Annotated in this window: 23 protein-coding genes and 3 tRNA genes; 11 read left to right on the forward strand and 15 right to left on the reverse strand. The window is 74.5% G+C overall.

From position 1 onward, the window contains the following. Positions 1-719, reverse strand: a 719-nt coding sequence (locus NWP10_RS01590) for a CDP-alcohol phosphatidyltransferase family protein (RefSeq protein ID WP_258299654.1), incomplete at its 3' end; no start/stop codon positions are given. Positions 720-798: 79 nt separating this feature from the next. Here NWP10_RS01590 and NWP10_RS01595 point away from each other — a divergent pair. Together NWP10_RS01595 and NWP10_RS01600 are read left to right on the forward strand one after the other, a co-directional pair. Next, positions 799-1,410, forward strand: a complete 612-nt coding sequence (locus NWP10_RS01595; RefSeq protein WP_258299655.1) for a hypothetical protein — start codon at positions 799-801, stop codon at positions 1,408-1,410. 89 nt (positions 1,411-1,499) lie between these two features. Continuing rightward, positions 1,500-1,658, forward strand: coding sequence for a hypothetical protein (locus tag NWP10_RS01600; RefSeq protein ID WP_017489731.1), 159 nt, complete (start codon positions 1,500-1,502; stop codon positions 1,656-1,658). A gap of 58 nt (positions 1,659-1,716) precedes the next feature. Here the strand turns inward: NWP10_RS01600 and NWP10_RS01605 are convergent, their stop codons facing one another. The 4 genes from NWP10_RS01605 to NWP10_RS01625 form a co-directional block, all read right to left on the reverse strand. After that, positions 1,717-1,917 (reverse strand): helix-turn-helix transcriptional regulator, encoded by a 201-nt coding sequence (locus NWP10_RS01605; RefSeq protein ID WP_017489730.1) that lies wholly within the window; start codon positions 1,915-1,917, stop codon positions 1,717-1,719. Positions 1,918-1,919: 2 nt separating this feature from the next. Next, positions 1,920-2,477 carry a hypothetical protein gene (locus tag NWP10_RS01610; protein WP_258299656.1) on the reverse strand — a complete coding sequence of 186 codons (558 nt, stop codon included), beginning with the start codon at positions 2,475-2,477 and terminating at the stop codon, positions 1,920-1,922. A 125-nt stretch (positions 2,478-2,602) separates the two neighbouring features. After that, positions 2,603-6,085: a YchJ family metal-binding protein gene (locus NWP10_RS01620; protein WP_375162460.1), complete on the reverse strand. Its 3,483-nt coding sequence runs from the start codon at positions 6,083-6,085 to the stop codon at positions 2,603-2,605. Continuing rightward, positions 6,082-6,540: a 23S rRNA (pseudouridine(1915)-N(3))-methyltransferase RlmH gene (locus NWP10_RS01625; RefSeq protein WP_184172418.1), complete on the reverse strand. Its 459-nt coding sequence runs from the start codon at positions 6,538-6,540 to the stop codon at positions 6,082-6,084. The genes NWP10_RS01620 and NWP10_RS01625 overlap by 4 nt, the downstream gene beginning before the upstream one ends. Positions 6,541-6,654: 114 nt before the next feature. Between NWP10_RS01625 and NWP10_RS01630 the strand changes: the two genes are divergently transcribed. Further along, entirely contained in the window at positions 6,655-7,743 is a 1,089-nt protein-coding gene (locus NWP10_RS01630) for an alpha/beta hydrolase (protein WP_258299657.1), read from the forward strand. A 77-nt stretch (positions 7,744-7,820) separates the two neighbouring features. On the opposite strand, the gene NWP10_RS01635 is transcribed toward NWP10_RS01630, so the two are convergent. Continuing rightward, positions 7,821-7,911: transfer RNA gene (locus tag NWP10_RS01635), tRNA-Ser, on the reverse strand. A gap of 75 nt (positions 7,912-7,986) precedes the next feature. Further along, the gene (tadA, locus tag NWP10_RS01640; RefSeq protein WP_258299658.1) at positions 7,987-8,493 is read right to left on the reverse strand and encodes a tRNA adenosine(34) deaminase TadA; all 507 of its coding nucleotides are present in this window, start codon (positions 8,491-8,493) and stop codon (positions 7,987-7,989) included. Between the two features lie 70 nt (positions 8,494-8,563). On the opposite strand from tadA, the gene upp reads away from it, so the two are divergent. Further along, entirely contained in the window at positions 8,564-9,199 is a 636-nt protein-coding gene (gene upp / locus NWP10_RS01645; protein WP_026107029.1) for a uracil phosphoribosyltransferase, read from the forward strand. Positions 9,200-9,548: 349 nt separating this feature from the next. On the opposite strand, the gene NWP10_RS01650 is transcribed toward upp, so the two are convergent. Further along, the gene (locus NWP10_RS01650; protein WP_258299659.1) at positions 9,549-9,713 is read right to left on the reverse strand and encodes a hypothetical protein; all 165 of its coding nucleotides are present in this window, start codon (positions 9,711-9,713) and stop codon (positions 9,549-9,551) included. Between the two features lie 149 nt (positions 9,714-9,862). Here NWP10_RS01650 and NWP10_RS01655 point away from each other — a divergent pair, with 149 nt between their 5' ends. After that, on the forward strand, positions 9,863-10,651 hold the full coding sequence (locus NWP10_RS01655) for a winged helix-turn-helix domain-containing protein (protein WP_026106891.1): 789 nt from the start codon (positions 9,863-9,865) through the stop codon (positions 10,649-10,651). A gap of 74 nt (positions 10,652-10,725) precedes the next feature. Continuing rightward, on the forward strand, positions 10,726-11,250 hold the full coding sequence (locus NWP10_RS01660) for a histidine phosphatase family protein (RefSeq protein ID WP_017488657.1): 525 nt from the start codon (positions 10,726-10,728) through the stop codon (positions 11,248-11,250). A gap of 140 nt (positions 11,251-11,390) precedes the next feature. Here NWP10_RS01660 and NWP10_RS01665 read toward each other — a convergent pair. Beyond that, positions 11,391-11,464: transfer RNA gene (locus tag NWP10_RS01665), tRNA-Arg, on the reverse strand. Positions 11,465-11,726: 262 nt separating this feature from the next. Between NWP10_RS01665 and NWP10_RS01670 the strand changes: the two genes are divergently transcribed. Beyond that, positions 11,727-13,571: a phosphoenolpyruvate carboxykinase (GTP) gene (locus NWP10_RS01670; RefSeq protein ID WP_017488656.1), complete on the forward strand. Its 1,845-nt coding sequence runs from the start codon at positions 11,727-11,729 to the stop codon at positions 13,569-13,571. 111 nt (positions 13,572-13,682) lie between these two features. On the opposite strand, the gene NWP10_RS01675 is transcribed toward NWP10_RS01670, so the two are convergent. Continuing rightward, positions 13,683-14,870 carry a globin domain-containing protein gene (locus tag NWP10_RS01675; RefSeq protein ID WP_258299660.1) on the reverse strand — a complete coding sequence of 396 codons (1,188 nt, stop codon included), beginning with the start codon at positions 14,868-14,870 and terminating at the stop codon, positions 13,683-13,685. Between the two features lie 93 nt (positions 14,871-14,963). Further along, positions 14,964-15,422 (reverse strand): Rrf2 family transcriptional regulator, encoded by a 459-nt coding sequence (locus NWP10_RS01680; protein WP_017488298.1) that lies wholly within the window; start codon positions 15,420-15,422, stop codon positions 14,964-14,966. A 165-nt stretch (positions 15,423-15,587) separates the two neighbouring features. On the opposite strand from NWP10_RS01680, the gene NWP10_RS01685 reads away from it, so the two are divergent. Continuing rightward, entirely contained in the window at positions 15,588-17,828 is a 2,241-nt protein-coding gene (locus tag NWP10_RS01685) for a RecQ family ATP-dependent DNA helicase (RefSeq protein WP_258299661.1), read from the forward strand. 10 nt (positions 17,829-17,838) lie between these two features. On the opposite strand, the gene NWP10_RS01690 is transcribed toward NWP10_RS01685, so the two are convergent. After that, positions 17,839-19,314, reverse strand: a complete 1,476-nt coding sequence (locus NWP10_RS01690; protein ID WP_258299662.1) for a phosphomannomutase/phosphoglucomutase — start codon at positions 19,312-19,314, stop codon at positions 17,839-17,841. A 162-nt stretch (positions 19,315-19,476) separates the two neighbouring features. Here NWP10_RS01690 and NWP10_RS01695 point away from each other — a divergent pair, with 162 nt between their 5' ends. Next, positions 19,477-20,607, forward strand: coding sequence for an MFS transporter (locus NWP10_RS01695; protein ID WP_258299675.1), 1,131 nt, complete (start codon positions 19,477-19,479; stop codon positions 20,605-20,607). Between the two features lie 43 nt (positions 20,608-20,650). Here the strand turns inward: NWP10_RS01695 and NWP10_RS01700 are convergent, their stop codons facing one another. Continuing rightward, complete coding sequence (locus NWP10_RS01700; RefSeq protein WP_258299664.1) at positions 20,651-22,003, reverse strand: hypothetical protein; 1,353 nt, start codon at positions 22,001-22,003, stop codon at positions 20,651-20,653. A 235-nt stretch (positions 22,004-22,238) separates the two neighbouring features. Between NWP10_RS01700 and NWP10_RS01705 the strand changes: the two genes are divergently transcribed. Then, entirely contained in the window at positions 22,239-23,111 is an 873-nt protein-coding gene (locus NWP10_RS01705; RefSeq protein ID WP_258299665.1) for a hypothetical protein, read from the forward strand. Positions 23,112-23,317: 206 nt separating this feature from the next. Here the strand turns inward: NWP10_RS01705 and NWP10_RS01710 are convergent. After that, positions 23,318-23,406, reverse strand: a tRNA-Ser gene (locus NWP10_RS01710). A 270-nt stretch (positions 23,407-23,676) separates the two neighbouring features. Beyond that, the gene (locus NWP10_RS01715; protein ID WP_258299666.1) at positions 23,677-24,588 is read right to left on the reverse strand and encodes a PRC and DUF2382 domain-containing protein; all 912 of its coding nucleotides are present in this window, start codon (positions 24,586-24,588) and stop codon (positions 23,677-23,679) included. A 293-nt stretch (positions 24,589-24,881) separates the two neighbouring features. Between NWP10_RS01715 and NWP10_RS01720 the strand changes: the two genes are divergently transcribed. Then, entirely contained in the window at positions 24,882-26,837 is a 1,956-nt protein-coding gene (locus NWP10_RS01720; RefSeq protein ID WP_258299667.1) for an FAD/NAD(P)-binding domain-containing protein, read from the forward strand. Positions 26,838-26,864 lie beyond the last annotated feature (27 nt).

Below are 26,864 nucleotides of genomic sequence, written 5' to 3' on the forward strand. Positions count from 1 at the left end.
GGACGGGCCGGGGTGGCGTCGGCCCGCTCGCGCAGCGCCGCGGCGATCAGCCGCAGCCGCCGGGCCACGGTGAGCACGGACCCCGCCGCGATCACCGCGAGCGCGAGCGCCAGGACAGTGCCGCGCGGCACGGGCAGCAGCGGCTCGAGCAGGCTCAGCAGGCACGCGGCGGCCAGCACCCACATCCGGTGCGGCTTGGGCAGCACGCCCTCGAAGAAGTTCCCCACGCCGTTGGCCGCGCCCAGCGAGCGCACGTAGGCGGTGAGCACCGCGGCGGCCGCCGCGGTCCACCCCAGGAGGACGCCGACGTCGAGCCCGGCGCCCCAGCCCGGCACCAGCCACGCCCCGGCGGCGGCGTAGCCCGCGCCCGCCAGCAGGAGCACGTCCGCCACCCGGTCCGGGACCTCGTTGAACAGGTCGCCCGTGGGGCTGTGCAGGCCCTTCTCCACCGCGAGCATGCCGTCCAGCATGTTCAGCAGCAGCCGCAGCGGGATGCAGGCGGCGGCCAGCACGAGCCAGCCGGCCCGCGCGCCGTCCCCCGTGGCGGCGTGCCCGGCGGCCACGAGGGCGGCCGCGCCGACGGCGGCGAATAGCACCGAGCCCACCGAGACCCGGTTGGGGGTCAGCCCGGCGGCGTGCATGAGGTCGGCCAGGCGGGCGGCCCACCGGGTGGATCGCTGCGGGATGGCTCGGCGGTCGGTGCCCTGGGGGCCGGGCATGGCGGGCTCCTCGGTCCCTCGACGACGGCGGACCTGCTCAGCGTAGACACAGGGGCGCGCGGCGGGGTACCTGTGGGGGATGCCCCGCCGCCAGCCCGCCGCCGACCGGTCGGCCCTCCTCGACCACGCCCTGGCCGCCGCCGCGGGCTTCGCCGAGGCCACGTTCTTCGTGGTCGTCCCGGACGTCTGGACCTCCCGCGTGGCGTTCGAGCGCCCCCGGCGGGGCCTGGCCACCGCCGCATCCGCCCTGGCCGGGGCCCTGGCCGGCGGGGCCGTCACCCACGCGGTGTCCCGGCGGGCCGGGGCGGCGCGCACCCGCTCCTGGCTGACGGCGCTGCCCGGCATCACCGACGGGATGGTGGACACGGTGGAGGCCCGCGTGGGCGCCGGCGGCCACCTCGCGCTGATCACCGGGCCCAGCCGCGGGATCCCCTACAAGGTGTTCGCCCGGTGCTACGGGGTGGACGCCGCGCGCCCCGGCCGAGGTCTGGGCGCCCTGCTGCTGGCCTCCGTGCCCGCCCGGCTGCCGCGGTTCCTGCTGGTCACCGGCGGGGTGGGACTGCTCGGGGCCCGGCTGCGGCGCCGGGCGCCCGGACTGGGGCGCCGGGGTCGCGGCGTGCTGTTCTGGACCGGGTGGGGCGCCTTCTACGCCTGGTACCTCCCCGCGGTGACCCGCGCCTACCGGCGCTGAGCTGAGCAGCCGGGGCGGGCGCCGCCGTCGTCGTGGGCCGGAGCTGCTCGGGCGCGCGGCCGCGGAGACGCCCGTGAGAGGCTGGGGGGATGGACCGGTCGAACGAGATCCCCCCGGAGCTGCAGGGCGTGGACTGGGGCGAGGACGACGCCCCGCGCCGCCCCCGCCCCCTCATCACGCTCGTGGCGTGGCTGTGCATCATCGGCCTCGTGCTCGGCGTGGCCGCCGGGCTGTTCTCCATCCTCTGACGCCTCGCTCGACGCCGGCCGGGCGGGCCGGGTGGGCCGGCCGCGCCGGGTGGGCCGGTCAGGCCGGGGGATCGGGTGAGAAGAGGTCCTCGATCCGCGTCCCGAACGTCTCGGCGAGCCGGAAGGCGAGCGCGAGCGAGGGGTCGTGGCGGCCCTTCTCGAGGGAGATGACCGTCTGACGGGAGACGCCGAGCTCGTCGGCCAGCCGCTGCTGCGACCAGCCCAGGCGGGCGCGCTCGGCCGGGAGGCTGTTCTCCACGGTCAGCCCCGACGCTTCTGCACGCGGTAGCGGATCGCCACGTCCGCCACCATGAACAGCAGCAGCCCGGCCCCGACCAGGGACAGCTCCGCCGTCCAGCCGGTCATCGAGACCACGAACGTGCCCACGCCGAGCACCACGAGCAGGTCGTGGAAGGCCCCGCGGGCCGCGGCGTCGTACCAGCGGGACTCGATCGACTCCTCCGGGTCGCGGACGGCCCCCTTGATGGTCGTGCGGTCCACCAGCAGCATCCACACGGTGCCCGCCAGGACGGGGAGCGCGCCGGAGGCGACCACGAGGCCGAGGACCCACGGCCGGCGGGGGTCCGCCGGATCCGCGGTGCCGGCCAGGCCGTAGGCGATCACGCCCAGCAGTGCCGCGAGCAGCACGCCGAGCACCAGGCTCACGACGACGAGCCGTCCGGTGCCGCCGCCGAGCCGGGCCGAGCGGCCCCAGGCGGACGGAGCGGCGGAGCCCGCGGGCGTGGCGGCCGCGGAGGTGGAGGCGGCGCGCTCGGGTCCGGAGGCGGACCGGGAGCGCGGGTCGGCGGTGGTGTTCATGGGATCCCCCTGGGTGCGTCCGCGGGAGCGGAGTGGTCGGCGCGGTGGATGCCTGCGCTGGAACCAGGGTGGCAGTCAAGAATCCTTGACGTCAAGAGCTCTTGACGAAAAGTTCTCTTGACGTCTCAGGCGACGTCGCCGTCCACGTAGAGCCAGGCCCCGTCCTCGCGCCGGAAGCGGCTGCGCTCCCGCAGCCGGAAGCGGCCCTCCTCGCCGTGGCCGAGCGCCGTGAACGCCACGATCCCCCGGTCCTGGAACGGTCCGCCGTCCCGCACGTCCGTGACCGCCAGGCGCGTGAAGCGCGGGGCGCGCTCCCCCGCGTCCGGCAGCAGGTCCTCGACGGCGGGCCGGTGCTCCGGCGCCCACGTGGCGGCGAGGTACGCGGCCATCGCCCGGGCGCGGTCTGGGCCCGCGCGGTCGGGGCCCGCGTGGCCGGGGCACGTGCCGCCCGGACCGGATGCGCCGTCCGTGCCCTGCGTGCCGTCGTCGTCCGCCCCGGCCGGATCCCCGGCCTCGGGCCGCACCCGCCGGGCGGCCTCGGCCGCGGAGAGCGGGCCAAGCAGGCGCAGCAGGTCCGCCACGCCCTCGACCCCGCGCGCCCGCCGGTCCGGGGCGAGGCGCTGCAGCTGGGCCTCCACCTCGGCGATGATCCCGGCGTCGAGCAGCTCGCGCAGCTCCTCGGTGCCGAGCAGCTCGGCCAGCAGGGTCGGGTCCAGGGACAGGGCGGCGGCGCGGCGCTCGGCGAGCGGGGAGTCGCCCTCGTAGATGAACTGGGCCACGTAGCCGAACAGGATGGACTGGCTGAACGGGGAGGGCGCGGGGGTGGTGACCTCCACGAGCCGCACGGCCCGGGACGCCACTCTCCCCGCGAGGTCCTTGAGCGCGGGCAGGTCGTAGACGTCCTGCAGCACCTCGCGGACGGTCTCCAGGATCACGGGGAACCGGGGGTGCTTGCGGGCGACGTCCAGCAGCTGCGCCGAGCGCTGGCGCTGCTGCCACAGCGGGGTGCGCCGGCCGGGGTCGCGCCGCGGCAGCAGCAGGGAGCGGGCCGCGTTCTCGCGGAACCGGGCGGCGAACAGGGCCGACCCGCCCACCTCCGCGGTGACGATCTCCTCCAGCTCCTCGGCGGTGAACTCGAACAGCTCGGCGCCCGGGGGCTCGGCGTCCATGAGGGGGATGCGCAGCACGATCCCGTCGTCGGCCGCCATCGCCGCGCCCGAGCCGGTCTCCAGCCCGTACCGCTGCGCCAGCCGGGCGCCCACCGCGAGCGCCCACGGGGCGTGCACGGCCATGCCGTAGGGGGAGTGCAGCACCACGCGCCAGTCGCCGAGCTCGTCCGTGAACCGCTCCACCACGAGCGTCTGCTCGGTGGGCAGCACGCCGGTGGCCTCGCGCTGGTCCTTCAGGTAGGCCAGCAGGTTGTCCTGTGCCCACGCGTCCAGGCCCGCGGCGGCCAGGCGCTCGCGGCCCGCGGCCGGGTCCGCGTCCAGCTCGCGGCGGAAGCGCCCGACGGCGTCGCCCAGCTCCGCCGGCCGGCCCGCGGCGTCGCCCCGCCAGAAGGGAAGCTTGCCCGGCTGCCCGTAGGCGGGCAGCACGAGGACGCGGTCCGCCGTGATGTCCACGATCCGCCAGCTCGTGGCGCCGAGCAGGATCACGTCCCCCACGCGGGACTCGTAGACCATCTCCTCGTCCAGCTCGCCCACGCGGCGCCCGCCGGAGCGGGCCGAGCCCGCGGACGCGGTGCCCGCGGACTCGGCCGTGTCCCCGGCCGCCGCACCGCCCGGCGCCCCGTCCGGGCCGCCGTCGGAGGCCAGGAACACGCCGAACAGGCCGCGGTCCGGGATGGTGCCGCCCGAGGTGACGGCCAGCCGCTGGGCGCCCGGCCGGGCGGCCAGCGTGCCGTTCTCCCGGTCCCACAGGATGCGCGGGCGCAGCTCGGCGAACTCGTCCGAGGGGTAGCGCCCGGCCAGCAGGTCCAGCACGGACTCGTAGGCGGAGAGCGGCAGGGTGGCGAACGGCGCGGAGCGGCGCACGAGGTCGAACCACTCCTGCGCGTCCAGGTCCGCGACGGCGACGGCGGCCACGGTCTGCTGGGCGAGGATGTCGAGCGGGTTGGCGGGGATGCGCAGCGCCTCGATCCGCCCGGCGGTCATGCGCTCGGCCACCACGGCGGTGTCCACGAGGTCCCCGCGGTGCTTGGGGAAGAACACGCCGCGGGAGACCTCGCCCACCTGGTGGCCGGCGCGGCCCACGCGCTGCAGCCCCGAGGCCACGGACGGCGGCGACTCCACCTGGATCACCTGGTCCACCGCGCCCATGTCGATGCCCAGCTCCAGCGAGCTCGTGGCCACCACGCAGCGGATCTGCCCGGTCTTCAGGGCCTCCTCCACGATCGCCCGCTGCTCCTTGGACACGGAGCCGTGGTGGGCGCGGGCGAAGTCGGAGACGGTCCCCGAGCCGGTGCCGGTCTGCCCCGCCACCTGCGCCGGATACGACGACGACGGCGTGGCGGGCGTCGAGGACGCGGCCCCCGCCCCCGCACCGGGCGTGCGGAAGCCGGGGACGGCGTCGGGGTCTTCGACCGCGGCGGCGGCCTCGAGCCGGGCCTCCCAGATCTCGTTGAGGCGGCCGGTGAGCCGCTCGGCCAGGCGGCGGGAGTTGGCGAACACGAGCGTGGAGCGGCGCTCGGCGACGAGGTCCACGATCCGCTCCTCCACGTGCGGCCAGATCGACCCGCCCGTCACGGCGCCCCCGGGGCCGCCCTCCGCGCCGGGGCCGCCGGGAGAGGAGCCGGGCCCCAGGTCGTGCGCGGCCGAGGGGGAGGACAGGTCGGTGAGGTCCGGCACCGGCACCGTGACCGTGAGGTCCCACCGTTTGGCCGAGGCGGGGCGCACCACGGTGACCGGCTGGGTGCCGCCGAGGAACCGGGCCACCTCCGAGGCCGGCTCGACCGTGGCGGACAGGCCGATCCGCTGCACGGGCGTCTCGAGCAGAGAGTCGAGCCGCTCGAGGGAGACGGCCAGGTGGGCGCCGCGCTTGGTCCCGGCCACGGCGTGCACCTCGTCCACGATCACCGTGCGGACCCCGGCCAGCGCCGAGCGGGCCTGGGAGGTGAGCATGAGGTAGAGGGACTCGGGGGTGGTGATGAGGATGTCCGGGGGGTCCTGCTGCAGGCGCCGGCGCTCGGCGGCCGGGGTGTCCCCGGAGCGCACGCCCACCCGCACACGCGGCACGGGGCGGCCCAGGCCGGCGGCGGTCTGCGTGATGCCCACGAGGGGGGCCCGCAGGTTCCGCTCCACGTCCACGCCGAGGGCCTTGAGCGGGGAGACGTAGAGCACGCGCGTGGCCGCAGTCCCCTCGGCCGCGGGCTCGCGCACGAACGAGTCGAGGGCCCAGAGGAAGGAGGAGAGGGTCTTGCCGGAGCCGGTGGGGGCGATCACCAGGGCGTGCCGGCCGGAGGAGATCGCGTCCCACGCGCCCAGCTGCGCGGGCGTGGGCGCCTCGAACGCGCCCGTGAACCAGGCGCGCGTGGGTTCGGTGAACCGGCCCAGGACGACGTCGGCCGCGGGCGTGGGCGCGCCCGCTGCGGTCTCCGCGGGCCCGCTCATGCGTGGTGGTACGGTCGGCCGGCGGAGATCTCCTGGGCTCGGTAGACCTGCTCCGCCAGGATCAGCCGCACGAGCTGGTGCGGGAAGACGAGCGGAGACAGGGACCAGACGCGGTCCGCGCGGGCGTGGACCCGCGCGTCCACCCCGTAGGCCCCGCCGATCACCACCGTGACCGGGGCGCCGACGTCGAACCGGCTCTGCAGGTGCCGCGCCAGACCCGGCGAGTCGAACGCCGTCCCCCGCTCGTCCAGGAGGATGAGGTGCTCGTCCGCGCCCACGGCGCCCAGGATCCGGTCCGACTCCTCCGTGCGCGCGGCCTCCTCCTGGCGCGCGGAGTGCGGCAGCAGGCGCCAGGTGAGGTCGTAGGGCTTCTTCAGGCGCCGCTCGTAGCGGTCGATCCCCTCGGAGACCCACGCCTCATGCTTCTTGCCGATGGCCAGCACCCGTACAGACATGGGTCCATGATCGCACCGGGCCCGGACACGATACGGGTCACCACGACGGCGGCCCCGGAGCCTCCGCTACGCTCGCCTGGCGGGCGCTGGGCCCACGCACAGGAGGGGGCGGTCATGGCGACGTCGGGACGGCGCGGACGGCTGACCCGTCGTGCCGTCCTGGGGCTGGGCGCCGGCGCCCTGGCGCTGGGGGGAGGGGCCGCCGTCGCGAACCTCGCCGGCGTGCCGCCGGCCCCCGTCGGCCCGGACGTCAACGCCCTCTTCCGCATGCGCAGCAGCACCGGCCACCGGTACGCGGACCTGCCCGGCCGCGCCGGCCGCGTGGACGTGTACCGGCCGCAGGGCCCCGGCCCGTTCCCCGTGGTGGTGTGGAACGCCGGCTCCGGCTGGCGGGACGACCGCGGCTACCACGACGGCCAGGCCGTGGCCCGCGGCCTCGTCCCGCACGGCTACGCCGTGGCGGCCTTCTCGGTGCGCAGCTCGAAGCAGGGCCGCTTCCCCGCGCAGGTGGAGGACGCGACGGCGGCCGTCCGCTGGGTACGCGCCCATGCCGTGGAGCTGGACCTGGACGCCTCCCGCCTGACCGTGGCCGGCACGTCCTCCGGCGGCTGGAACGCCCTCATGGCCGGGCTCACCGGCGGCCGCGACCTGGACCGCGCGCACGTGCCCCCGCCCGGACGAGAGGTGCCGCCCGGGGGCCACGCGATCCCCGAGGAGGACCGGGTCCAGGCCATCCTGGACTTCTTCGCGCCCACGGACTTCCTCGCGATGAACGCCCAGATGTCGCCGGGCGCCTGCGCGGACTACAACCGTCAGCGGCGGCTCGAGCACTGCCACCTGGACGACCACAGCACCAAGTCCGCGATGCTCGGCGTGCCCGTGCTCGCCTCGTACGGGCTCACCCGCCTGGCCTCGCCGATCGCCCACGTGCGCCCGGACTCCCCGCCGATGATGATCGTGCACGGGCTCAAGGACCCCACCGTGCCCTGGCGGCAGAGCCTCGAGCTGTACGAGGCCGCGGAGGCCGCGGGCGTGCGCGCCGCCTTCTACTCCGTGGCCGACGCCGGCCACGACCTCGGCATGATGGGCGGCGGCTGGGGCTCGGCCGAGGTGCTGCGCAGCGGCGTCCCCCTCAGCGCCGTGCACGCCACCATCTCCTGGGCTGCGGTCGCCGCGTTCCTGGACACCGTGCTGCCGGGCTGACGGGGCCGGTCTCGGGCCGCCGGCCGCCTCCGGGGAAGACAGAAGCCCGGGAGCACGAGGCTCCCGGGCTTCACATCTGGCGGTGACGGTGGGATTTGAACCCACGGTACGGGGTTACCGTACACAGCATTTCGAGTGCTGCACCTTCGGCCGCTCGGACACGTCACCAGACCAGGACACCCTACCCGAGCCGCGCCGACGCGCCCAAACCGGGTGGGCGCCGTCGTCGTGCCGGGGGCCGGTTCAGCCGCGCTGGACGGCGAAGAATCCGCGCAGCAGCGCCGCCGACTCCTCCGCGCGCACGCCCGCGCGCACCTGCACGGCGTGGTTGAACCGCGGGTCCCGCACCACGTCCAGCACGGAGCCGCACGCCCCGGCCTTCGGGTCCCAGGCCCCGAACACGACGCGCGGGATCCGCGCCAGCAGCAGCGCGCCGGCGCACATGGGGCAGGGCTCGAGGGTGACCACGAGGGTGCAGTCGGACAGGCGCCAGCCGTCCGCCTCGCCCGCCTCGGCCAGCGTGCGGGCGCCGCGGCGCAGGGCGAGGACCTCGGCGTGGGCGGTGGGGTCGTGGTGCTGCTCGCGCTCGTTCCCGACGGCGGCCAGCACGGTCCCGTCCCCGGCCACCAGCACGGCGCCGATCGGCACGTCCCCGGCCTCGCCGGCCGCGCGGGCGGCGTCCAGGGCCAGCCCCATCCACGCGTGCTCCTGCTCGGCCGAGGGCGCAGGGGAGGGCAGGCGGGCGGACACGGGCCCAGCGTAGCCGCGCCGCCGGGGCGTCCCTGCGCGCGGACGGCCCGCGGGCGGTAGCGTGGAGACCATGCGCGTCCACCTCGTCGACCACCCGCTCGTGGCCCACAAGCTCAGCGTCTTGCGGGACAAGAAGACCCCGTCCATGATCTTCCGCCAGCTCACGGAGGAGCTCGTGATGCTGCTGGCTTACGAGGCCACGCGGGACGTCGCCATGGAGGAGGTCGAGATCCAGACCCCGGTGGCCACCACCACCGGCCTGCGCCTGGCCCGGCCCCGCCCGCTCGTGGTGCCGATCCTCCGGGCGGGCCTGGGCATGCTCGAGGGCATGACCAAGATGGCCCCCTCCGCCGAGGTCGGCTTCCTGGGCATGGCCCGCAACGAGGAGACGCTGGACATCGTCACCTACGCCGAGCGCCTGCCGGCCGACCTGTCTGGGCGTCACGTGTTCGTCCTGGACCCCATGCTGGCCACGGGAGGCACGCTGATCGAGTCGATCCGCTTCCTCTACGAGCGCGGCGCCGCCCGCGTCACCTGCATCTGCCTGCTCGGCGCCCCGGAGGGCATCGCCCGCCTCGAGGAGTCCCTCGGGGACGTGGAGGTGGACCTGTACCTGGCCGCCCAGGACGAGCGCCTGGACGAGAACGCCTACATCGTCCCCGGCCTCGGCGACGCCGGCGACCGCCTCTACGGCCTCGCGGAGTGACGCCCCCCGCGACCTGACCTCCTCCGCCCGCCCCGCGCCGGACCCGTTCCGACGCGCGGCCCCCACGACGCCCCCGCCTGCCCGGCGGGGGCGTCGTCGTCTGCGGCTCCCTCCCCGCACGCCTTCCTCTCACCGCACTCCCTCCCTCCCCCGTTCCGCACCCCCCCACCGCGGTTCGGGTGACTTGTCGGGGGTCTGGGCCCCTCTGACCCCCGACAAGTCACCCGAATCTCCCGGTTGCCGGGAGGGACTCGCGCACGTGCGCGTGTCAAGTCGCGGCGGGGCATGAGGGGAGGCGCGTGCCGAATGTGTCGTCCAAGAAGTGGACACCTCGGGCACGGCCGACCCGTCACACGCGCGTCACCCCAGGAGTTCCCAGCTTCACTGCATAGTTATTCCGAATACTGGGGAATGCGGGCGGCGGCAGCGCGGTGCCGTTCAACGGAATCGCGGGGCCAGGGCCGGGAAGCTCCACTCGGAGCCATTCGAGCCGCCGAATAATGATCTTGGTCACATTTGACCCTGTTCCGTTCGTATAGTGAGACGGAAGCGTGAACGTTACTTGCCAGTTCGGTCCCGGGCGTCACATTCTTGTCACATGACGTCCCGGACGCGGCACCCCAAGGCTGCACACCGGGACCCGAACCACAAGGAGTGATGGTCATGGGTCAGTCCGCCGGATACGTGCACATCTCGGTCCGCAACGCGCAGCGTCGAGCCGACGGCATGTCCCGCCGAGGTCAGGCCCGCGCCGACCTCCGACTCGCGGGCGGCACGGACGCCCCGGCCGCCCAGACGGCCCCCACTCCGGTGCTTGCCCCCAACGGCATCCCCGGCCCCCAGGCCGTCGCCCGCGAGAACGAGGCCCGCGGGTTCGTGATCTACGTGGGCATGGACGAGCTGGCCGCCTCGGCCGCCGGCACCTCCCTCACCCGCCTCGCCAACGAGCTGCGTCACTACGTGGAGTCCCTCGTGCCCGGCTCGGAGTCCCACGCCGCCGTCGCTCTGGCCCCCTCCGGCGCCGAGGGCCGCGACCTCGAGGTCGTCCGCCAGGTGCTCGGCGACCCGACCGTCCAGGGCGGCGCCCGCCCGGACCTCGCCCAGCCCCCGGCCCCGGTGTCCACCCGCCAGCCCGGCGTCCTGATCGACCTCTCCCGTCGCGAGGTGCAGCTGGACGGCGAGTCCCTTAACCTCACCTACAAGGAGTTCGAGCTCCTCAACTACCTCGTGGAGAACGGGGAGCGCACCGTGGGCCGCGAGGAGCTGCTCGAGGCGCTGTGGCACAACGCGGACGAGGTGCCGAATGAGCGCACCATCGACGTCCACATCCGCCGTCTGCGCGCGAAGCTCGGCCGCCTGGCCAACACCGTGCGCACCGTGCGCGGCCAGGGCTACCGCTTCTACCGCCACCCCGAGGTCGTCGTGTGGGCGGCCCCGGAGTACAGCATCTGAGACCCCGCCCGCCTCGGACCACGACGACGCGCCTCGGCCTGCCCGGCCGGGGCGCGTCGTCGTAGCCTGGCCGCATGAGCACCGCCGACGCCAAGACCCTGATCGTCCTGCGCCACGCCAAGGCCGGCTGGCCCGACGCGGCCGACGACCATGCCCGGCCCCTCGCTGAGCGCGGCCACGCGCAGGCCCCCGCCGCCGGCGACTGGCTGCGCAAGAACGGGCTCGTGCCGGACGCGATCGTCTGCTCGGACGCGCTGCGCACCCGCCAGACGTGCGTGTGGGTGTGCGAGCGGCTCGGCGAGCTCGCCCCCACCCCGTACCTCGACCCCCGGCTCTATCACGCGGACGCCGCGAAGGCCCTGGCGATCGTCAACGAGACCGAGGAGACCACGCGCTCGCTGCTCGTGGTGGGGCACATGCCGTGGGTGCAGAACCTGGGCATGCGGCTGATGAGCCTGGATTCGGACCAGGACGCGGCGCTGCGCATGAGCGAGCACTACCCGACCCTGGGGATGCAGGTGTTCCGCGTGGAGAAGCCGTGGGCGGAGCTGGACGGTCGCGATGCCGCCCTGACGCATTTCGTGGTGCCCGGCCGCTGACCCCGGGCCGGGGCCCGGTCGTCCGCTGCGACGCCGGCCGGGTCCGCCGACCGGGCGTCCTCACCGGCCCCCGGCCCCAGCCCGCCCGCGCCCCACGACGACGAAGGCCCCGCTCCTGCAGGAGCGGGGCCTTCTCTCTGTGCGCCCAAAGGGATTCGAACCCCTGACCTTCTGTTCCGTAGACAGACGCTCTATCCAGCTGAGCTATGGGCGCATCTTCCGAGCCACCGGAGCGGCTCGAACTCGTAGAACACTACAGCATGTCCTCGGCGGTGTGCAAATCGGGCTCCTCCCTGGTCTCGCACGCCCTCCGTGACGCCCCGAGGGTGACGCCGGGCACGGTCCGCGCAGGTCGGCTCGGGTATCATGAGAGGACCGTGCGGCCACAACGATGTGGTGCGCCCTGCTCTATCTGTGCGCGCATCGAAGTGGACGGGACGGAACGGCCCCAGACCCCAATGGGAGGACTCCCCACCATGGCTGACAACGCCACCACCTCGTTCGCGGATCGCGCCCTCCAGGACGCCCCCACGGACTACGCCCAGCTCCGCGAGTGGGTCGCCCAGGTCGCCGAGCTGACGCAGCCGGACGCGGTCCAGTGGGTGGACGGCTCCGAGGAGGAGTATGCGCGCCTGGCGGACGAGCTCGTGGCGGCTGGCACCCTGACCCGCCTGGCCGAGGACAAGTTCCCCAACTCCTTCGCCGCGTTCTCCGACCCGGCGGACGTCGCCCGCGTGGAGGACCGCACGTTCATCTGCTCCGAGAAGGAGGAGGACGCCGGCTTCACCAACAACTGGATGGACCCGGAGAAGATGCACGGCATCCTCGACGACGCCTTCGCCGGCTCCATGCGCGGCCGCACCATGTACGTGATCCCCTTCGTCATGGGCCACCTGGACGCCGAGGACCCCAAGTACGGCGTGGAGCTCACCGACTCCGCCTACGTGGTCCTGTCCATGCGCATCATGGCCCGCATCGGCCAGGACGTGCTGGACAAGATGTCCCGCGAGCAGGCCTTCTACGTGCCGGCCGTGCACTCCGTGGGCGCCCCGCTCGAGCCGGGCCAGGAGGACGTGCCGTGGCCGTGCAACTCCACCAAGTGGATCGTGCACTTCCCTGAGGAGCGCTCCATCTGGTCCTTCGGCTCCGGCTACGGCGGCAACGCCCTGCTCGGCAAGAAGTGCTACGCCCTGCGCATCGCCTCCGTGATGGCCCGGGACGAGGCCTGGCTGGCCGAGCACATGCTGATCCTCAAGCTCACCAGCCCCGAGGGCCGGTCGTACCACATCACCGGCGCCTTCCCGTCGGCCTGCGGCAAGACCAACCTCGCCCTGATCGACCCCACGATCGAGGGCTGGAAGGCCGAGACCCTGGGTGACGACATCACCTGGATCCGCGCCGGCAAGGAGGGTGAGTTCCGGGTGATCAACCCGGAGACCGGCTACTTCGGCGTGGCCCCGGGCACCGGCTGGTCCACCAACCCGAATGCCATGCGCGCGATCGCCAAGGGCAACTCCATCTTCACCAACGTCGCCCTCACGGACGACGGCGGCGTGTGGTGGGAGGGCATGACGGACGAGGTCCCCGAGCACCTCACCGACTGGCGCGGCAACGACTGGACGCCGGCCTCCGAGACCCCGGCGGCGCACCCGAACTCCCGCTTCTGCACCCCGATCGAGCAGACGGACATGCTGGCGGACGAGTACCGCGACCCGAAGGGCGTGAAGCTGGACGCCATCCTCTTCGGCGGCCGCCGCAAGACCACCGTCCCGCTGGTGACCGAGTCCTTCGACTGGGAGGACGGCATCCTCAAGGCCGCCACCCTCTCCTCGGAGACCACCGCGGCCGCCGCCGGCGCCGTGGGCGTGGTGCGCCGCGACCCGATGGCCATGCTGCCGTTCCTCGGATACGACGCCGGCGACTACCTGGCCCACTGGGTCGAGGAGTCCGGCAAGGCCGACCCGGAGAAGCTGCCCCGCATCTACCTGGTGAACTGGTTCCGCCGCAACCGCGACGGCGGCTTCGCCTGGCCGGGCTTCGGCGAGAATTCCCGCGTCCTGAAGTGGGTCGTGGAGCGCCTCGAGGGCCGCGCCGACGCCGTGGAGACCCCCATCGGCCACGTGCCCTCCCCGGAGGACCTGGACCTCACCGGCATCGACGTGCCGGCGGAGGACCTCGAGGACGCCCTCAAGGTGGACGCCGAGGAGTGGGCCAAGGAGAACGAGCTCATCGAGGAGTGGCTCGGCCGCTTCGGCGAGTCCCTGCCGGCCGTGGTGCGCGAGCGCTTCGAGGCCCAGAAGGAGCGCTTCGCCCGCGCCTGATCCCGCGTGATCGCGAACGGCCCGCGCCCCGTCGGGGGTGCGGGCCGTTCTGCGTCCGGGGGTGCCTCCCCGGGACGACGTCGGCTCAGCGGGCCGTTCCGCGTCCGGGGCTCAGGCGGCGAGCCAGAGGTCCGGGCCGAAGATCTCGTAGCGGATGGACGTGGCGGGGACGCCGGCGTCGATCAGCTTCGAGCGGGTGGCCTGCATGAAGGCCAGCGGGCCGCACAGCAGGTAGGAGGCGTCGGCGGGCAGCTCGACGTCGTCGAACTCCATGAGGCCCTCGGTCGTGGTGAAGGCGGCGTGCGCCTCCTGCGGGGGCACGCCGAGCCACAGGCGGCCGGTGCCGTTCTCGAGGGCCTGCAGGGACTCGGCCACCTGCTCGCGCAGGGCCACGGAATCCCACGAGGCGTCGCCGTGGAAGAGGTGCACCTCGCGCTGCGAGCCGCGGGAGGCGAGGGTGTCGAGGATGGCGGCGGCGGGGGTGATGCCGATGCCGGCGGTGGCGAGCACGAGGGGGGTCTCGGCGTCGTCCCGCAGGGTGATGTCGCCGTAGGGGTTGGACAGCTCGATGACGTCGCCCACCTCCACGTTCTGGATGAGCACGGGGGAGACCTCGCCGCCCTCGTCCAGCTTCACGGTGATGACGCGCTCGTCGGTGGACTCGGCGTGGTCCGAGAGGGAGTACTGGCGGCACTGGCGCAGGCCGTCCTCCACCTTGAGGCGCACGGAGAGGTAGCCGCCGGGCCTGCCGGGGGTCTGCGGGGTCTCGTCCGCCGGGGCGAAGCGGAAGGTGACGGCGGCGTTGCCGGTGGGCTCCTTGGCCACGACCTTCCAGTCCGTCCACATCTTCGTGTTGGCCTGCTGCGCGTAGAGGCCCTCCTCGATCTTGATGAGGGCGTCCGCCATGAGCCAGTAGACCTCGGTCCAGGCCTCGGCGACCTCGGGGGTCACGGCCTCGCCGAGGACGTCGGCGATGGCCCAGAAGAGGTTCTCGTAGACGATCTGGTACTGCTCGGGCACGATGCCCAGCGCCGTGTGCTTGTGAGCGATGCGGGCCAGCACGGCCTCGGGGAGGGTGTCCGGGTGCTCGAGCAGGTGCACGGCGAACTTCACGATGGACCCGGCCAGGGCCTGGGCCTGCTCGCCGCTGCGCTGGTTCGCCCGGGAGAAGACGCCGTCCAGCAGCTCGGGGTGGGCCTCGAACATGTGGGCGTAGAACTTGGGCGTGATCTCGGGCATGTGCTCGGCCACGACGGCGGCGGTGGCCTCGATGACGGGGCGGGACTTCTCGGACAGCACGGGGGCTCCCTCGGGTCGGCGTTGAATCTTGCGGTGCGTTTGCAAGATTACACGCATGCGCCTGCGGGGCAAGTCCGTCGTCGCGGACGGGGGTCAGCGGGGGAGGGGGATCTCGGGCAGGCCGAGGAGCACGGGGCCGGCGGCCGGCCCGGCGGCCACGAGGTCGCGCACGCGCACGGCGTCCAGCTCGGCGAGGAAGGCCTCGCGGGCGCGGTGGAGGGCGCCGCGCAGGCGGCAGTCGCCGGCGAGGGGGCAGGCGACGCCGGACTCGCGCCCGGTGCAGTCGATCACCTCGTCCCGCCCGGCGAGGTCGCGCACGAGCGCGCCCACGCGCAGCTCGAGCCCCGCCTCGGCGATGGTCGCCCCGCCCAGGCGGCCGCGCGCCACGTCGATGGCGCCGCGGCGGCGCAGCTCCGCGACCGCCTTGATCACGTGGTTGTAGGGGACCTGGATCCGGTCGGCGATCTGCTGGCTGGTCAGCCGCTCGCCCTCGTCGCCGGCCAGCGTCATGAGGACGCGGAGGCAGACGTCGGTGTAGGCGTTCAGCTTCATGCCCTCATCATCCCACCGGCCTCCGCGGCGAGGGCGGGGTTCCGCCGGAGGCGAGCGGCGCCCCCGCCGCGCCGCCGCTCCTGCACAGGCGCCGTCGTCGTCCCCGGGGTCCACGGCCGGCCGCGCGGCGGCCACGGCGTCCGGGCCGGTTGGCATACTGGCGCCATGGACGCCACCCAGCACCCCGACGCCGGCCCCCTCCCCTCCGAGAGCACGGCGCCGATCGGGCTGTACGGGTCCGGCGCCGCCGCGCCGGGGGCGGCCGCGGCCCGGGAGCCGGAGCTGCACGCGGAGGCCCTGGCCGTGCTGCGCCGGCTCGTGGACCGGCCGGACGCGCAGTTCAAGGACGGGCAGTTCGAGGCGATCGAGGCGCTCGTGGCCCACCGCCGGCGCGCCCTCGTGGTGCAGCGGACCGGCTGGGGCAAGTCCGCCGTGTACTTCGTGGCCTCGCTGCTGCTGCGCGCCCGGGGCGCCGGGCCCACGCTGATCGTCTCCCCGCTGCTGGCCCTGATGCGGGACCAGGTGGCGGCCGCCGCCCGGGCCGGCGTGCGCGCGGTGTCCGTCAGCTCCGCCAACGCGACGCAGTGGGACGAGGTGCGCGCCCGGCTCGCCGCGGACGAGGTGGACGTGCTGCTGATCTCGCCCGAGCGCCTCACCAACCCCCGCTTCCGGGAGGAGCAGCTGCCGGACCTGGTGGCCCGCATGGGCCTGCTGGTGGTGGACGAGGCGCACTGCATCTCGGACTGGGGCCACGACTTCCGGCCGGACTACCGGCGCATCCGGGACCTGATCGGGCTGCTGCCGTCCACGGGGCCCCGGGCCGTGCCCGTGCTCGCCACCACCGCCACGGCCAACGCCCGCGTGGTGGGGGACGTGGTGGAGCAGCTCGGCGTGGACTCCGCCCAGGACGTGTTCGTGCTGCGCGGGTCCCTGGCCCGGGCGTCGCTGCGCCTGGGCGTGCTGCGCATGCCGAGCCCGGCCGCCCGCCTCGCCTGGCTGCTGGACCACCTCGAGGACCTGCCGGGCTCCGGCATCGTCTACGCCCTCACCGTCTCCGCCGCGGAGGACACCGCGCGGGCGCTTCGGGAGGCGGGGCACGAGGCGGTCGCCTACACGGGCCGCACGGACCCGGAGCGCCGCGCCGAGATCGAGGAGGATCTCAAGGCCAACCGGGTGAAGGCCGTGGTGGCCACCTCCGCCCTGGGCATGGGCTTCGACAAGCCGGACCTGACGTTCGTGGTGCACTTCGGGGCGCCCAGCTCCCCGGTGGCGTACTACCAGCAGGTGGGCCGCGCCGGCCGCGGCACGGACCACGCGGACGTGCTGCTGCTGCCCGGCCCCGAGGACCGGCGGATCTGGGAGTACTTCGCCACCGCCTCCATGCCGGACGAGGAGCAGGCGCGGGCCGTCCTCCAGGCGCTCGCGCAGCACGGGGGCGCGCTGTCCGTGGCCGCCCTGGAGCCGGCGGTCCGGATCAAGCGCACCGCCCTGGAGCTGCTGCTCAAGGTCCTCGCCGTGGACGGGGCGGTGGAGCGCGTGGGCGGCGGCTGGCGCGCCACCGGCCGGGAGTGGGTCTACGACGCGCAGCGGTACGCCCGCGTGGCCGAGGCCCGCCGCGCCGAGGAGCGGCTCATGCTCGACTACCAGACCACGGACACGTGCCGCATGGAGTTCCTGGCCCGCACGCTGGACGACCCCACGGCGGCGCCCTGCGGGCGGTGCGACGTCTGCGCCGGCCCCTGGTACCCCACCGGCTCGGACACGTCGGCACGCGAGCACGCCGAGGCCGCCCTGCGGCGCACCGGAGTGCCCATCGAGCCGCGGCGCATGTGGCCCTCCGGCATGGACCGCCTCGGCGTGCCCGTGAAGGGACGGATGGCCCCGGAGATCCAGGCCGAGGAGGGCCGGGCCCTCGCCCGCCTGACGGACCTGGGCTGGGGCACCGTCCTGCGCGAGCTGCTGGACAAGGAGGACGCGCCCGTCCCCGAGGACGTCCTCCAGGGGGCCGTCGGGGTGCTGGCCGGCTGGGGCTGGCAGACGCGGCCGATCGCCGTCGTCGCGATGCCCTCGCGCACCCGGCCGCTGCTCGTCGGCTCCTTCGCCGAGGGGATCGCGCGGATCGGGCGGCTGCCGTTCCTGGGCTCCCTCGAGCACGCCCGCGGCGGGCCCACGGCCGGGCCCGGCGGCAACAGCGCCTACCGGCTCGGCTCCGTGCACGGGCGCTTCGAGGTGCCCGAGGCCATGGCGCACCTGCTGCGCACCGCCCCGGACGCCGGCCGCCACGGCCCGGTGCTGCTCGTGGACGACCTCGTGGACTCCCGGTGGTCCCTCGCCGAGGCCTCGCGCGTGCTGCGCGAGGCCGGCGCGCAGGGGGTCCTGCCGCTGGTCCTCGCGCAGGCCGGCTGAGCCGGCCGGGTCAGCGCTCGGCGCGGACGATCGCCAGCACGGCGTCGCGGATGGCCTCCATGGTGGCCGCGGTGCGGGCCTCGCCGTTGTAGCGCAGGAACGGCTCGGTGTTGGACGGGCGCAGGTTGAACCACCAGGTGCCGTCCTGGGCGGCCACGGTGGTGCCGTCCATGCGGGTGACCGCGGTGTCCACGCCGGCGAAGTCCTCGTGCACGGCCCGGCCCTCGCCGGCCCCCTCGCCCACGGTCGGGGCGAACTGCGCCACCACGGCGGCCACGGCGGCGTCCTTGTCCGCCACCTGCGAGTTGATCTCGCCGGAGGCCACGTACGGCTCGTACTCCTCGGCCAGCTCGGACAGCGGCTGGTCCTGCTCGCCCAGGGCGGCCAGCACGTGCATCGCGGCGAGCATGCCGGTGTCCGCGTTGAAGAAGTCGCGGAAGTAGTAGTGGGCGGAGTGCTCGCCGCCGAACACGGCGGACTCCTCGGCCATCACGGCCTTGATGAAGGAGTGGCCCACGCGGGTCACCACGGCGCGGCCCCCGTCGGCCGCCACGAGCTCGGGGACGGCGCGGGAGGTGATCAGGTTGTGGATGACCACCGGGGTCTCCTCGCCCTCCGCCTTCGCGCGGGCGATCTCCCGGCGGGCCACCAGCGCGGTGATCGCCGAGGGGGACACCGGGGCGCCCTTCTCGTCCACCACGAAGCAGCGGTCCGCGTCGCCGTCGAAGGCCAGGCCGATGTCCGCGCCGTGCTCCACGACGGCGGCCTGCAGGTCGCGCAGGTTCTCCGGCTCCAGCGGGTTGGCCGGGTGGTTCGGGAAGGTGCCGTCAAGCTCGAAGTAGAGCGGCTCGATCCGCAGGGGCAGGGCGTCCAGCGCGGCGTCGCCGAGGACGGCGGGGGTGGTCTTGCCGGCCATGCCGTTGCCGGCGTCCACCACCACGGTCAGCGGGCGCACGCCGCTCAGGTCCACGAGGGAGCGCAGGTACTCGGCGTAGGCGGGCAGGATGTCCTGCTGCGTGACGGTGCCGACGGCCTCCGCGGCGGGGATCTCCCCGGCATCGAGGAGGGCCTGCGCGGCGTCGCGGATCTCGTAGAGGCCCGTGTCCGAGGAGACGGGCACTGCCCCGGCCTTGGCCATCTTCATGCCGTTGTACTCGGCGGGGTTGTGCGAGGCCGTGAACACCACGCCCGCCGCCTGCTTCACGCCGGCCGCGTAGTAGAGCATGTCGGTGGAGATCAGGCCCAGGTCCACCACGTCCGCCCCGCGACGCGTGGCGCCCTCGGCGAAGGCGGCCATGAACGCGGGAGAGGAGGGGCGCATGTCCCCGCCCACCAGGACGGTTTCGCCGGCCAGGCCCAGCACGTCCACGAAGGCGGCGCCCACCGCGCGGACGCTGTCCGCCGTGATGGTCTCGCCCACAATGCCGCGGACGTCGTACGCCTTGAAGGACTTGTGCAGGTCGAGGGAGGAGGTCGAGGTAGTCACCCGCCCGATCCTAGTGGACCGCCTGGATACAGTGGCGGCGTGCCTGTGCCCCCTCAGCCCCCTCCCGCGGGCCCGCCGCGCGTGCCGCCGTCGGGCCCTGCGCCCCTGGCGCCCGGCGACCCGGCCTACCGGCGCCTGCTGATCGGCCTGTTCCTGGCGGGGGTGGCCACGTTCGCGCAGCTGTACTCCCCGCAGGGCCTGCTGCCGCTGGTGAGCGCGGACCTGGGCGTGGGCGCGCACCGCGCCGCGCTGCTGGTGTCCGCCGGCACGCTGGGGCTCGCGCTGTCCGTGGTCCCGTGGTCGATGGCTGGGGACCGCTGGGGCCGACGCCGGGCGATGGTGGTCTCGATGGTCTCCGCGAGCCTGTTCGCGCTCGCCGGCGTGCTGGCGCCCACCTTCGAGGCGATGCTCGGCCTACGCCTGCTCGAGGGCATGGCCCACGGCGGGGTGGCCGGGCTCGCGGTGGCGCTGCTGGCGGAGGAGGTGGCCCCGCGCGCCGTGGCGACGGCGGCCGGCACCTACATCGCCGGCACCACCATCGGCGGGCTCTCGGGCCGGCTCATCGCGCTGCCCGTGGCCGAGGCGTTCACGTGGCGGGCCGGCATGCTGGCCGTCACCGTGGTGGGGGTGGCGTGCACGGCCGCGTTCCTGGCGGTCACGCCGCAGGCCCGCCGGTTCACGCCCTCGCCCACGTCCGTGGTCCGGCTCGTGCGGATCGTGCGCGGGCACCTCGGGTCCGCGGAGCTGGTGGCGATGTACCTGCAGGCCGCGCTGCTGATGGGCGGGTTCGTGGCCCTCTACAACTTCGTGGGCTACCGGCTGCTGGGCCCGCCGTTCTCCTGGGCGCCGACGGCGGCCGGGCTCGTCTTCCTCGCCTACCTCGCCGGCACGTGGTCGTCCCCGCGGGCCGGGCGCCTGGCCGCGCGATTCGGGCGGCTCCCGGTGCTGACCGGGGCGACGGCGGCCATGGCGGCGGGCGCCGCCCTCACCCTGGTCCCGCACCCGGCGGTGCTGGTGGGCGCCCTCGTGCTGACCACGGGCGCGTTCTTCGCCGCCCACTCCGTGGCCTCCGCGTGGTCCGGGACGGCGGCGCCGCACGGCCGCGCGCAGTCCACTTCCCTGTACAACCTGGCCTACTACGCCGGGTCGAGCCTGTTCGGCTGGCTGGGCGGGGTGTTCCACGAGTCCCACGGCTGGACGGGCACCGTGCTCATGGTGGTGGCGCTGGCACTGACCGCCCTGGCGATCGCCGTCGTCGTGCTCCGCGGACGCGGGACGGCCCCGGCTCGGTGAGCCGGGGCCGTCAGGGGCGCGGGGCGCCGGGGGATCCGGCGGATCAGCCGAGGGCGGCCGCGTCGTCGCCGGTGGCCGAGCGGGGCTGGGCGCGCCAGGCCTCGAGGACCGCGGGGTCCTGCAGCTCGAGCCAGTCGACCATCTGCTGGTAGGTCACGCAGTAGGTGTCCGGCTCGTCGCACACCTCCCGCATGGTCTGCTCCACGGCCGGGTTGAACGCGTTCAGGCCCCAGTCGTTGAAGTGGTTGCCGAACACCAGCGGCGCGCGGTTGCCCGCGTGGGCCGAGGAGAACATGTAGCGGTAGGTGCGGTGCTGGAAGGCCGTGAGGCGGGCGGTGTCCGCCGGGTCGTCCTTGCCCCCGTTGCCGGAGATCCAGAAGTTGTAGTCCATGGCCATCACCAGGGGGCTGGGCTTGCCCTGCTCGGCGAGCACGGGGGACCAGACGATCGGCATCTCGAACTGCCAGATGCCGTCCTCCTGGTAGGGCCAGGCGACGCCGGTCGCGCTCGCGGACCGGGACGTGTCGTAGACGAGCCCGTGCTCCTTCCACATGGGCACGAGCTGGTCCCACTGGCCGTCGAGGCAGGGCAGGCGACCGCCCTTGATGTCCTCGGGCGTGATGTCCAGGGCCGGGAGGGCGCTGCCGGGGTTGAACGCCCCGGGGTCCGTGATGATCTCCTCGAAGGTGCTGTACTCCTGCTCCCACTCGGCGGTGGTCCACTTGTCGCCGCCGTGCGGGGTGGGGGAGCAGAGGTGCCCGTTGTAGTGGGTGCCGATCTCGTGACCAGCGGCGTGCGCGGCGTTGATGTTGCCGATGCGCTGGGCCACCTCCGCGGCGTCTCCGCCGAGCTCGGTGCCGACGTAGCCCGGCTGGTTGCCCGGCGCTGTGTAGTTCTCCCGGTTCGCGCTCTCGATGAGGTTGATGCCGGTCTGGTACACGGTGAACTTGGCGCCGGAGTCCTCGGCGGCGTCCATGAAGGTCTTCCAGCGGGCGTCCTGGCGGCCGCCGTCGAAGGAGAAGAGGACGAACTGCGGGGGCCGCTCGTCCGCGGCGTAGGCGCGCATGGGCACGCCCTCGTGGGAGCGCGCGGCCAGCGGAGTGGCAGGGTCGGCGTTCGCGGTCGGACCGGCGGAGTCCCCGGACGCGCTCGACGACGGCGCCGCGGCGGTCTCGGAGGCGTCCGTGCCCGTGGAACCGGACGGCGACGCCGAGCCGGCGTCGGAGGGGGCGGAGGCGGAGGGAGCAGGCGCGGACGAGGAGGAGGTCTCCGAGGCGGCGCCCTGGGCGTCGCCCTCCTGCGGGGCGGCGCAGCCGGCCAGCACGAGGGCCAGGGCGACGGAGGTCCCCCACACGCGACGGGCGCGGAACGGGGCGGGCTGACGGTGGAGGGGCATGCAGACTCCTGGCTCGGGGAGGTGGCAGGCGCGACCCGTCCCGTCCACGGCGTCGGCGGCGGGGGTGCGCAGGGTGGTCTGATTCCAGAGTAGGGGAGGAACGCCGGGGGCCCCTCGCCCGGAGACGGACTGTGACCCAGTTGTGACCCGGCTCCGGCGGAACCGTGAGCGGGGGCGTCCCCGGCTGCTCCGGACGGCCGCCCCGGCGTCGGCGGGCGCACCTAGACTGGAGGGCATGGAATACCTCGTCCCCGTCCTGGCGGTGGTCCTCATCGGCGCCCTCGCGTTCGCCGTCTCCCGGTGGATGTCGGCGGCACGCGATCGCCAGACGGCCGGGCCGCGCACGCCCTCCGGTCGCCCGCTGGAGATCGGACCCGAGCGCGCCCGTCAGGCGGCCGCGCTGCTGGACGAGGACGCGCACCGCCGGGTCTACGGGCACATCGCCCAGAGCCGGGTGATGGAGGCCGTCCGGGACTACCGCGCCCACACCGGGCGCAGCCTGAAGGACGCGGTCATGGACGTGCAGTCCCTCGCCGTGCACCCGCAGGTGTACTCGGTGCCAGCGACCGAGCAGGAGGCCCCCGAGGAGGCCGAGGTCCGCGACCCGCGGACCCGGCCGACCCCGCCCGTGCCCGCGCGTGACGAGGCCGCGGACGGCGAGCGACAGGGCCCCGAGCGTGCCGACGTCGTCGAGGAGGGGGCGGACGGCCCCGCCGCGGACGACGAGCCGCGCCCCGAGGCCGAGTCTGGCCTCTCCGCCGAGGAGGGCCGCGTGGACGACGGCGCCGCGTCCGGCACTGAGCCTCGGTCGGGCACGTCGGAGCCGGCGCGCGGGGACGAGCTGACGGCCCTGACGGTGCCCGCCGACTGGTCGGCCGCCCCGGCCGAGGAGGAGCCCCCGTTCGAGGTGGAGGTCATGCGCGGCATGGACTCCGTCCGGCTGTCCTCCCAGGACCTGCCGCCGTGGCTGCGCGACCAGCTCTCCGCCATGGTGCGCGACGGCAACCTCGAGTCCGCCGCCGTGCAGCTCTCCAGCCACTCCCAGCTCTCGGTGCCGGAGGCCTACGAGCTGCTGCGCCGCATGCGCGAGCGCCGCGGCGAGGACTGACCCGCGCCCGTCGCCGCAGCCCGTCCCGCCTCACCCCGTGCCCCACCGTTTCGGGTGACCTGTCGGAGGTCCGGGGCGTCCAGACCTCCGACAACTCACCCCGAACGCTGAACGGGAGGCGCGGGCAGGGCGCGTCGCCGCGGGGCCGGGCTGCGTCCCGGACATGCGACGAGGGCCGGAATCAGAACGATTCCGGCCCTCTCTCGCGGAGACGGGGGGATTTGAACCCCCGGCCCGACTTTCGCCGAGCCCTTCATTAGCAGTGAAGTCCATTCGGCCGCTCTGGCACGTCTCCTCCATCCGGTCCCGCTCCGCACGACGGCGGCGCGTTCTCAGACCGGTCCAGCTTAGCGTGACCCCTCGGACCAGGGCAAAGGAGGGCGCGACGCGCGGGGGGATGCGCGGGCGCGACGCGCGGGCCGGCCGCCCGTGCGTCGCGCACTGCACGTCCCCCGCCACGGTCCACGCGACCCCCGGGACGCGCGAGAGGGGCCCCGGATCCGTGGATCCGGGGCCCCCGTCGTGTCTGTCAGCGGACCGGCGTCAGCCGGTCGAGCCGGTCAGATCAGATGCGATCCTTGCCGTCGGTGCGGCCGTCCAGGTCGGGATCGGTGGCGTCGCCGTCGATCTTGACGTCCTCGTGGCGCAGCTCCTCGGACACGGTCTCGGTGTCCTGCACCTGGCGCTTGCCCAGCGACACCTTCTCGGCCTCCACGGTCTTGTTGACGACCGGGGTCTCCTCGTAGGTGGTCACCTCGATGTCGCCGTCACGACCGGCGGTGCGGGCCTCGGCCGAGTTCGGGTCGACGGACTCGCGCTCCACCACGACCTCTTCACGGGTGACGGGCACCTCGACGGTCTCGGTGGTGGTGTAGGCCTGCTTGCGCAGACGGACGCGGCCGGTGGCCTGGCGCTCGGTGCCCACCTGCAGGTGCTCATCCTTGACGACCATGGAGTCACGGTCGCCGTCGACGACGTCGCGGCGGTCGGCGTCGACCAGGTCGCGGCGGTCGCCGTCCACGACGTCGCGGCGGTCGCCGTCCACCACGTTGTCCTCACGGCGGTCGGCCACACCGGCCACACCCGCAGTGCCGGCCACACCCGCGGTGCCGGCGTCGGCGCGGAGGCCGTCATCGTGGCGCACGTCCCGGTCGTGGTCCACGTTCGAGTACTCCATGGAGTAGTACTCGTAGATGCGCTGCTCCTCCTCGGGCGTCAGCGAGCCGTCGGCGTCCACGTTCGGGGCGTCCTTCACGAAGGCCTTGTCGAACGGCACGGTAATGCCGTCGGCCGTCGTCTGAGCCTGCTGCAGCGGCACGAAGGTCTCGCGGGCGCCGAAGAGGCCGGTCTTCACGGTCACGAACGTGGGCTCGTTGGTGACGTCGTCCAGGTACACCTGGCCGACGGAGCCGATCTTGTCGCCGTCGGTGTCGAAGACGTTGGCGTTCTGAAGCTGGTCGAGCATGTTGCGGTCCATGAGGAATTCTCCTTCTGAATCGGTGTTTTGTTCCCTTACGTTGATTCACCATTCCGCATCGAGAGGACCCCCGTCAACCGCCGGACGCTCGACTTCTTCAACTGCCAGGCGGCTCCCAGGTTTCCCCTCTGACCTGCAGGAATCCGCGGTTTTCGGCCCGTACCCCCCCGCTCAGCCTGGGTGCCGCGTGGGAGTGTGGGCCGAACGGTCAGCATCCCTTGACGTCCCCCGATATTCTGTGGAATGCGTCCGGACCGGGCGCGGAAACATGGATTCCGAGAAGGGGAGGCCCCATGCCCGACGCCCAGGAGGCAGTCCGTCGACTCGCGGTGGTCGGCGCCGGCCCACGCGGCGTGATGCTGCTCGAGCGGCTCCTCGCCCGGCTGGAGGGATCGGCCCCCGGCGCGCACCCCGCCCGGCTGCGCATCGACGTCGTGGACCCCTACCCGCCCGGACCCGGGCGGGTGTGGCGGACGGACCAGTCCGAGCTCTACCTCATGAACACCCCGGCGTTCTTCCCCACGGCCTGCGCCGCGGACAACCCCGGGCTGCGCCCCTCCACGGCGGCGCAGACCTTCGACCAGTGGCGCCGGGTGCACCCCGAGGCCAGCCTGGGCGTGCAGCGCCACCAGTACCCGGCCCGCGCGGTCTACGGTCGCTACCTGCGCCACCTCTACCAGGACGTGGTCGCCGGCCTGCGCGCCCGGCCCGAGGTCGCCGACGTCGTCGAGCACCGCGCGGAGGTCACGGCCCTGCACCCGACGCCGGCCGGCGGAGCGCGCCTGGAGCTGCGCGACGCCGACGGTGCGGCCTCCGAGCTCGCCGCGGACGCCGTCGTGCTGTGCCTGGGGCACCAGCCGGCCGAGCTCAGCCCGGGCCAGGCACGGATGGCCGCCGCGGCGCGCGGCCGGGACGACCTCCACTACCAGGGGCCGCAGATCCCCTCGGACGTCGACTGGGACACCGTGGAGCCCGGGGCCCGCGTGCTCGTGCGCGGGATGGGCCTGAACGCCTTCGACCTGCTCGCCCAGCTCACCCAGGGCCGCGGCGGCGTCTACCGGCGCACCGGGGACGGCCCCGGCCGGGCCCTCGCCTATGAGCCCTCGGGTCGCGAGCCTCGCGTGCACCTGATGTCCCGGCGCGGCGTGCCCTACCTGCCCAAGGCCGAGGTGGACGCGTTCGTGCCGCGCGGGGTCACGCTGAGCTACCTCTCCGACGCGGCCGTGGACGCCCTGTCCGCCCGGCACGGCGCCCTCGACCTCGCCGAGCACCTCTGGCCGCTGCTGCACCGGGACGTGGTCCGCCACTACTACGCCACCCTGGTCCGGGCCCAGCCGGAGATCCTCGGCGGCCCCGTGGAGGCCCGCCGGTTCCTCGGCGAGCTCGTGGGCCAGCTCGAGGAGGCCGGCCGCGGCGCCCCGGTGACCTCGGCGCACGCCGAGGAGCTGCTGCAGCGCTACGCCCCCGGCCGCCGCTTCCTCGACATCCTGGCCTACACGGCGCCGTTCGAGGACGCCGTGTTCGCCTCCCACGAGGACTACCAGCGCGCCGTCGCCGACCTCATGGAGCAGGCGTGCGTGGAGGCCGCGCTCGGCGAGGAGTCGCCGTTCATGATGGCCGTCGGCGCCCTCCACGCCGGCCGCCTGCGGATCAAGGCGTGGGTGGCCGAGGGCCGCATCGCCGAGGACTCCCGGATCCGGGACGTGCAGGGCTGGTTCGAGCCGCTCGTCGAGGGGCTGGCCTCCGGGCCGCCGCTGTGGCGCGTGGAGCAGATGCTGGCGGTGCACCGCGCCGGCCTGCTCACGTGGGCGGGCCCCGCGCCCGTCGTGGACGCCGAGGAGCGCGCCTTCTCCGTGCGCAGCCCGCAGGTGGGCGCGGCGGACTCGCTGGGCCCCGCGGTCGTGGAGGGGGAGTGGCTGGTGGAGGCGATGATGCCGCCCAACCGGGTGCAGGCCGCCTCCTCGCCGCTCATCCGCGGGATGCTCGACGACGGCGTCGCCGCCGCCGGCACGTGGGAGGACGAGGAGGGCGTGCGGGTGCCCGCCACCGGGTTCGACGTCACGGGCCGGCCCCACCGGCTGCGCGCCGCGGACGGCGCGGTCCACGAGGACGTGTACGTCCTGGGCCTGCAGCTCTCCGGCGTGCAGTGGGGCACCGCGATCGCCGCCGAGGCCGGGGCGGACCCGGCCGGCCGCGCGCTGTTCCTCGCCGACGCCGACGCCGTCGCGCAGGCCGTGCTCGCCGGCTGAGCACGGACGACGGCGGGGCCGCCCGGG

Source organism: Micrococcus sp. HG099 (assembly GCF_024723355.1).
GTDB lineage: Bacteria > Actinomycetota > Actinomycetes > Actinomycetales > Micrococcaceae > Micrococcus > Micrococcus endophyticus.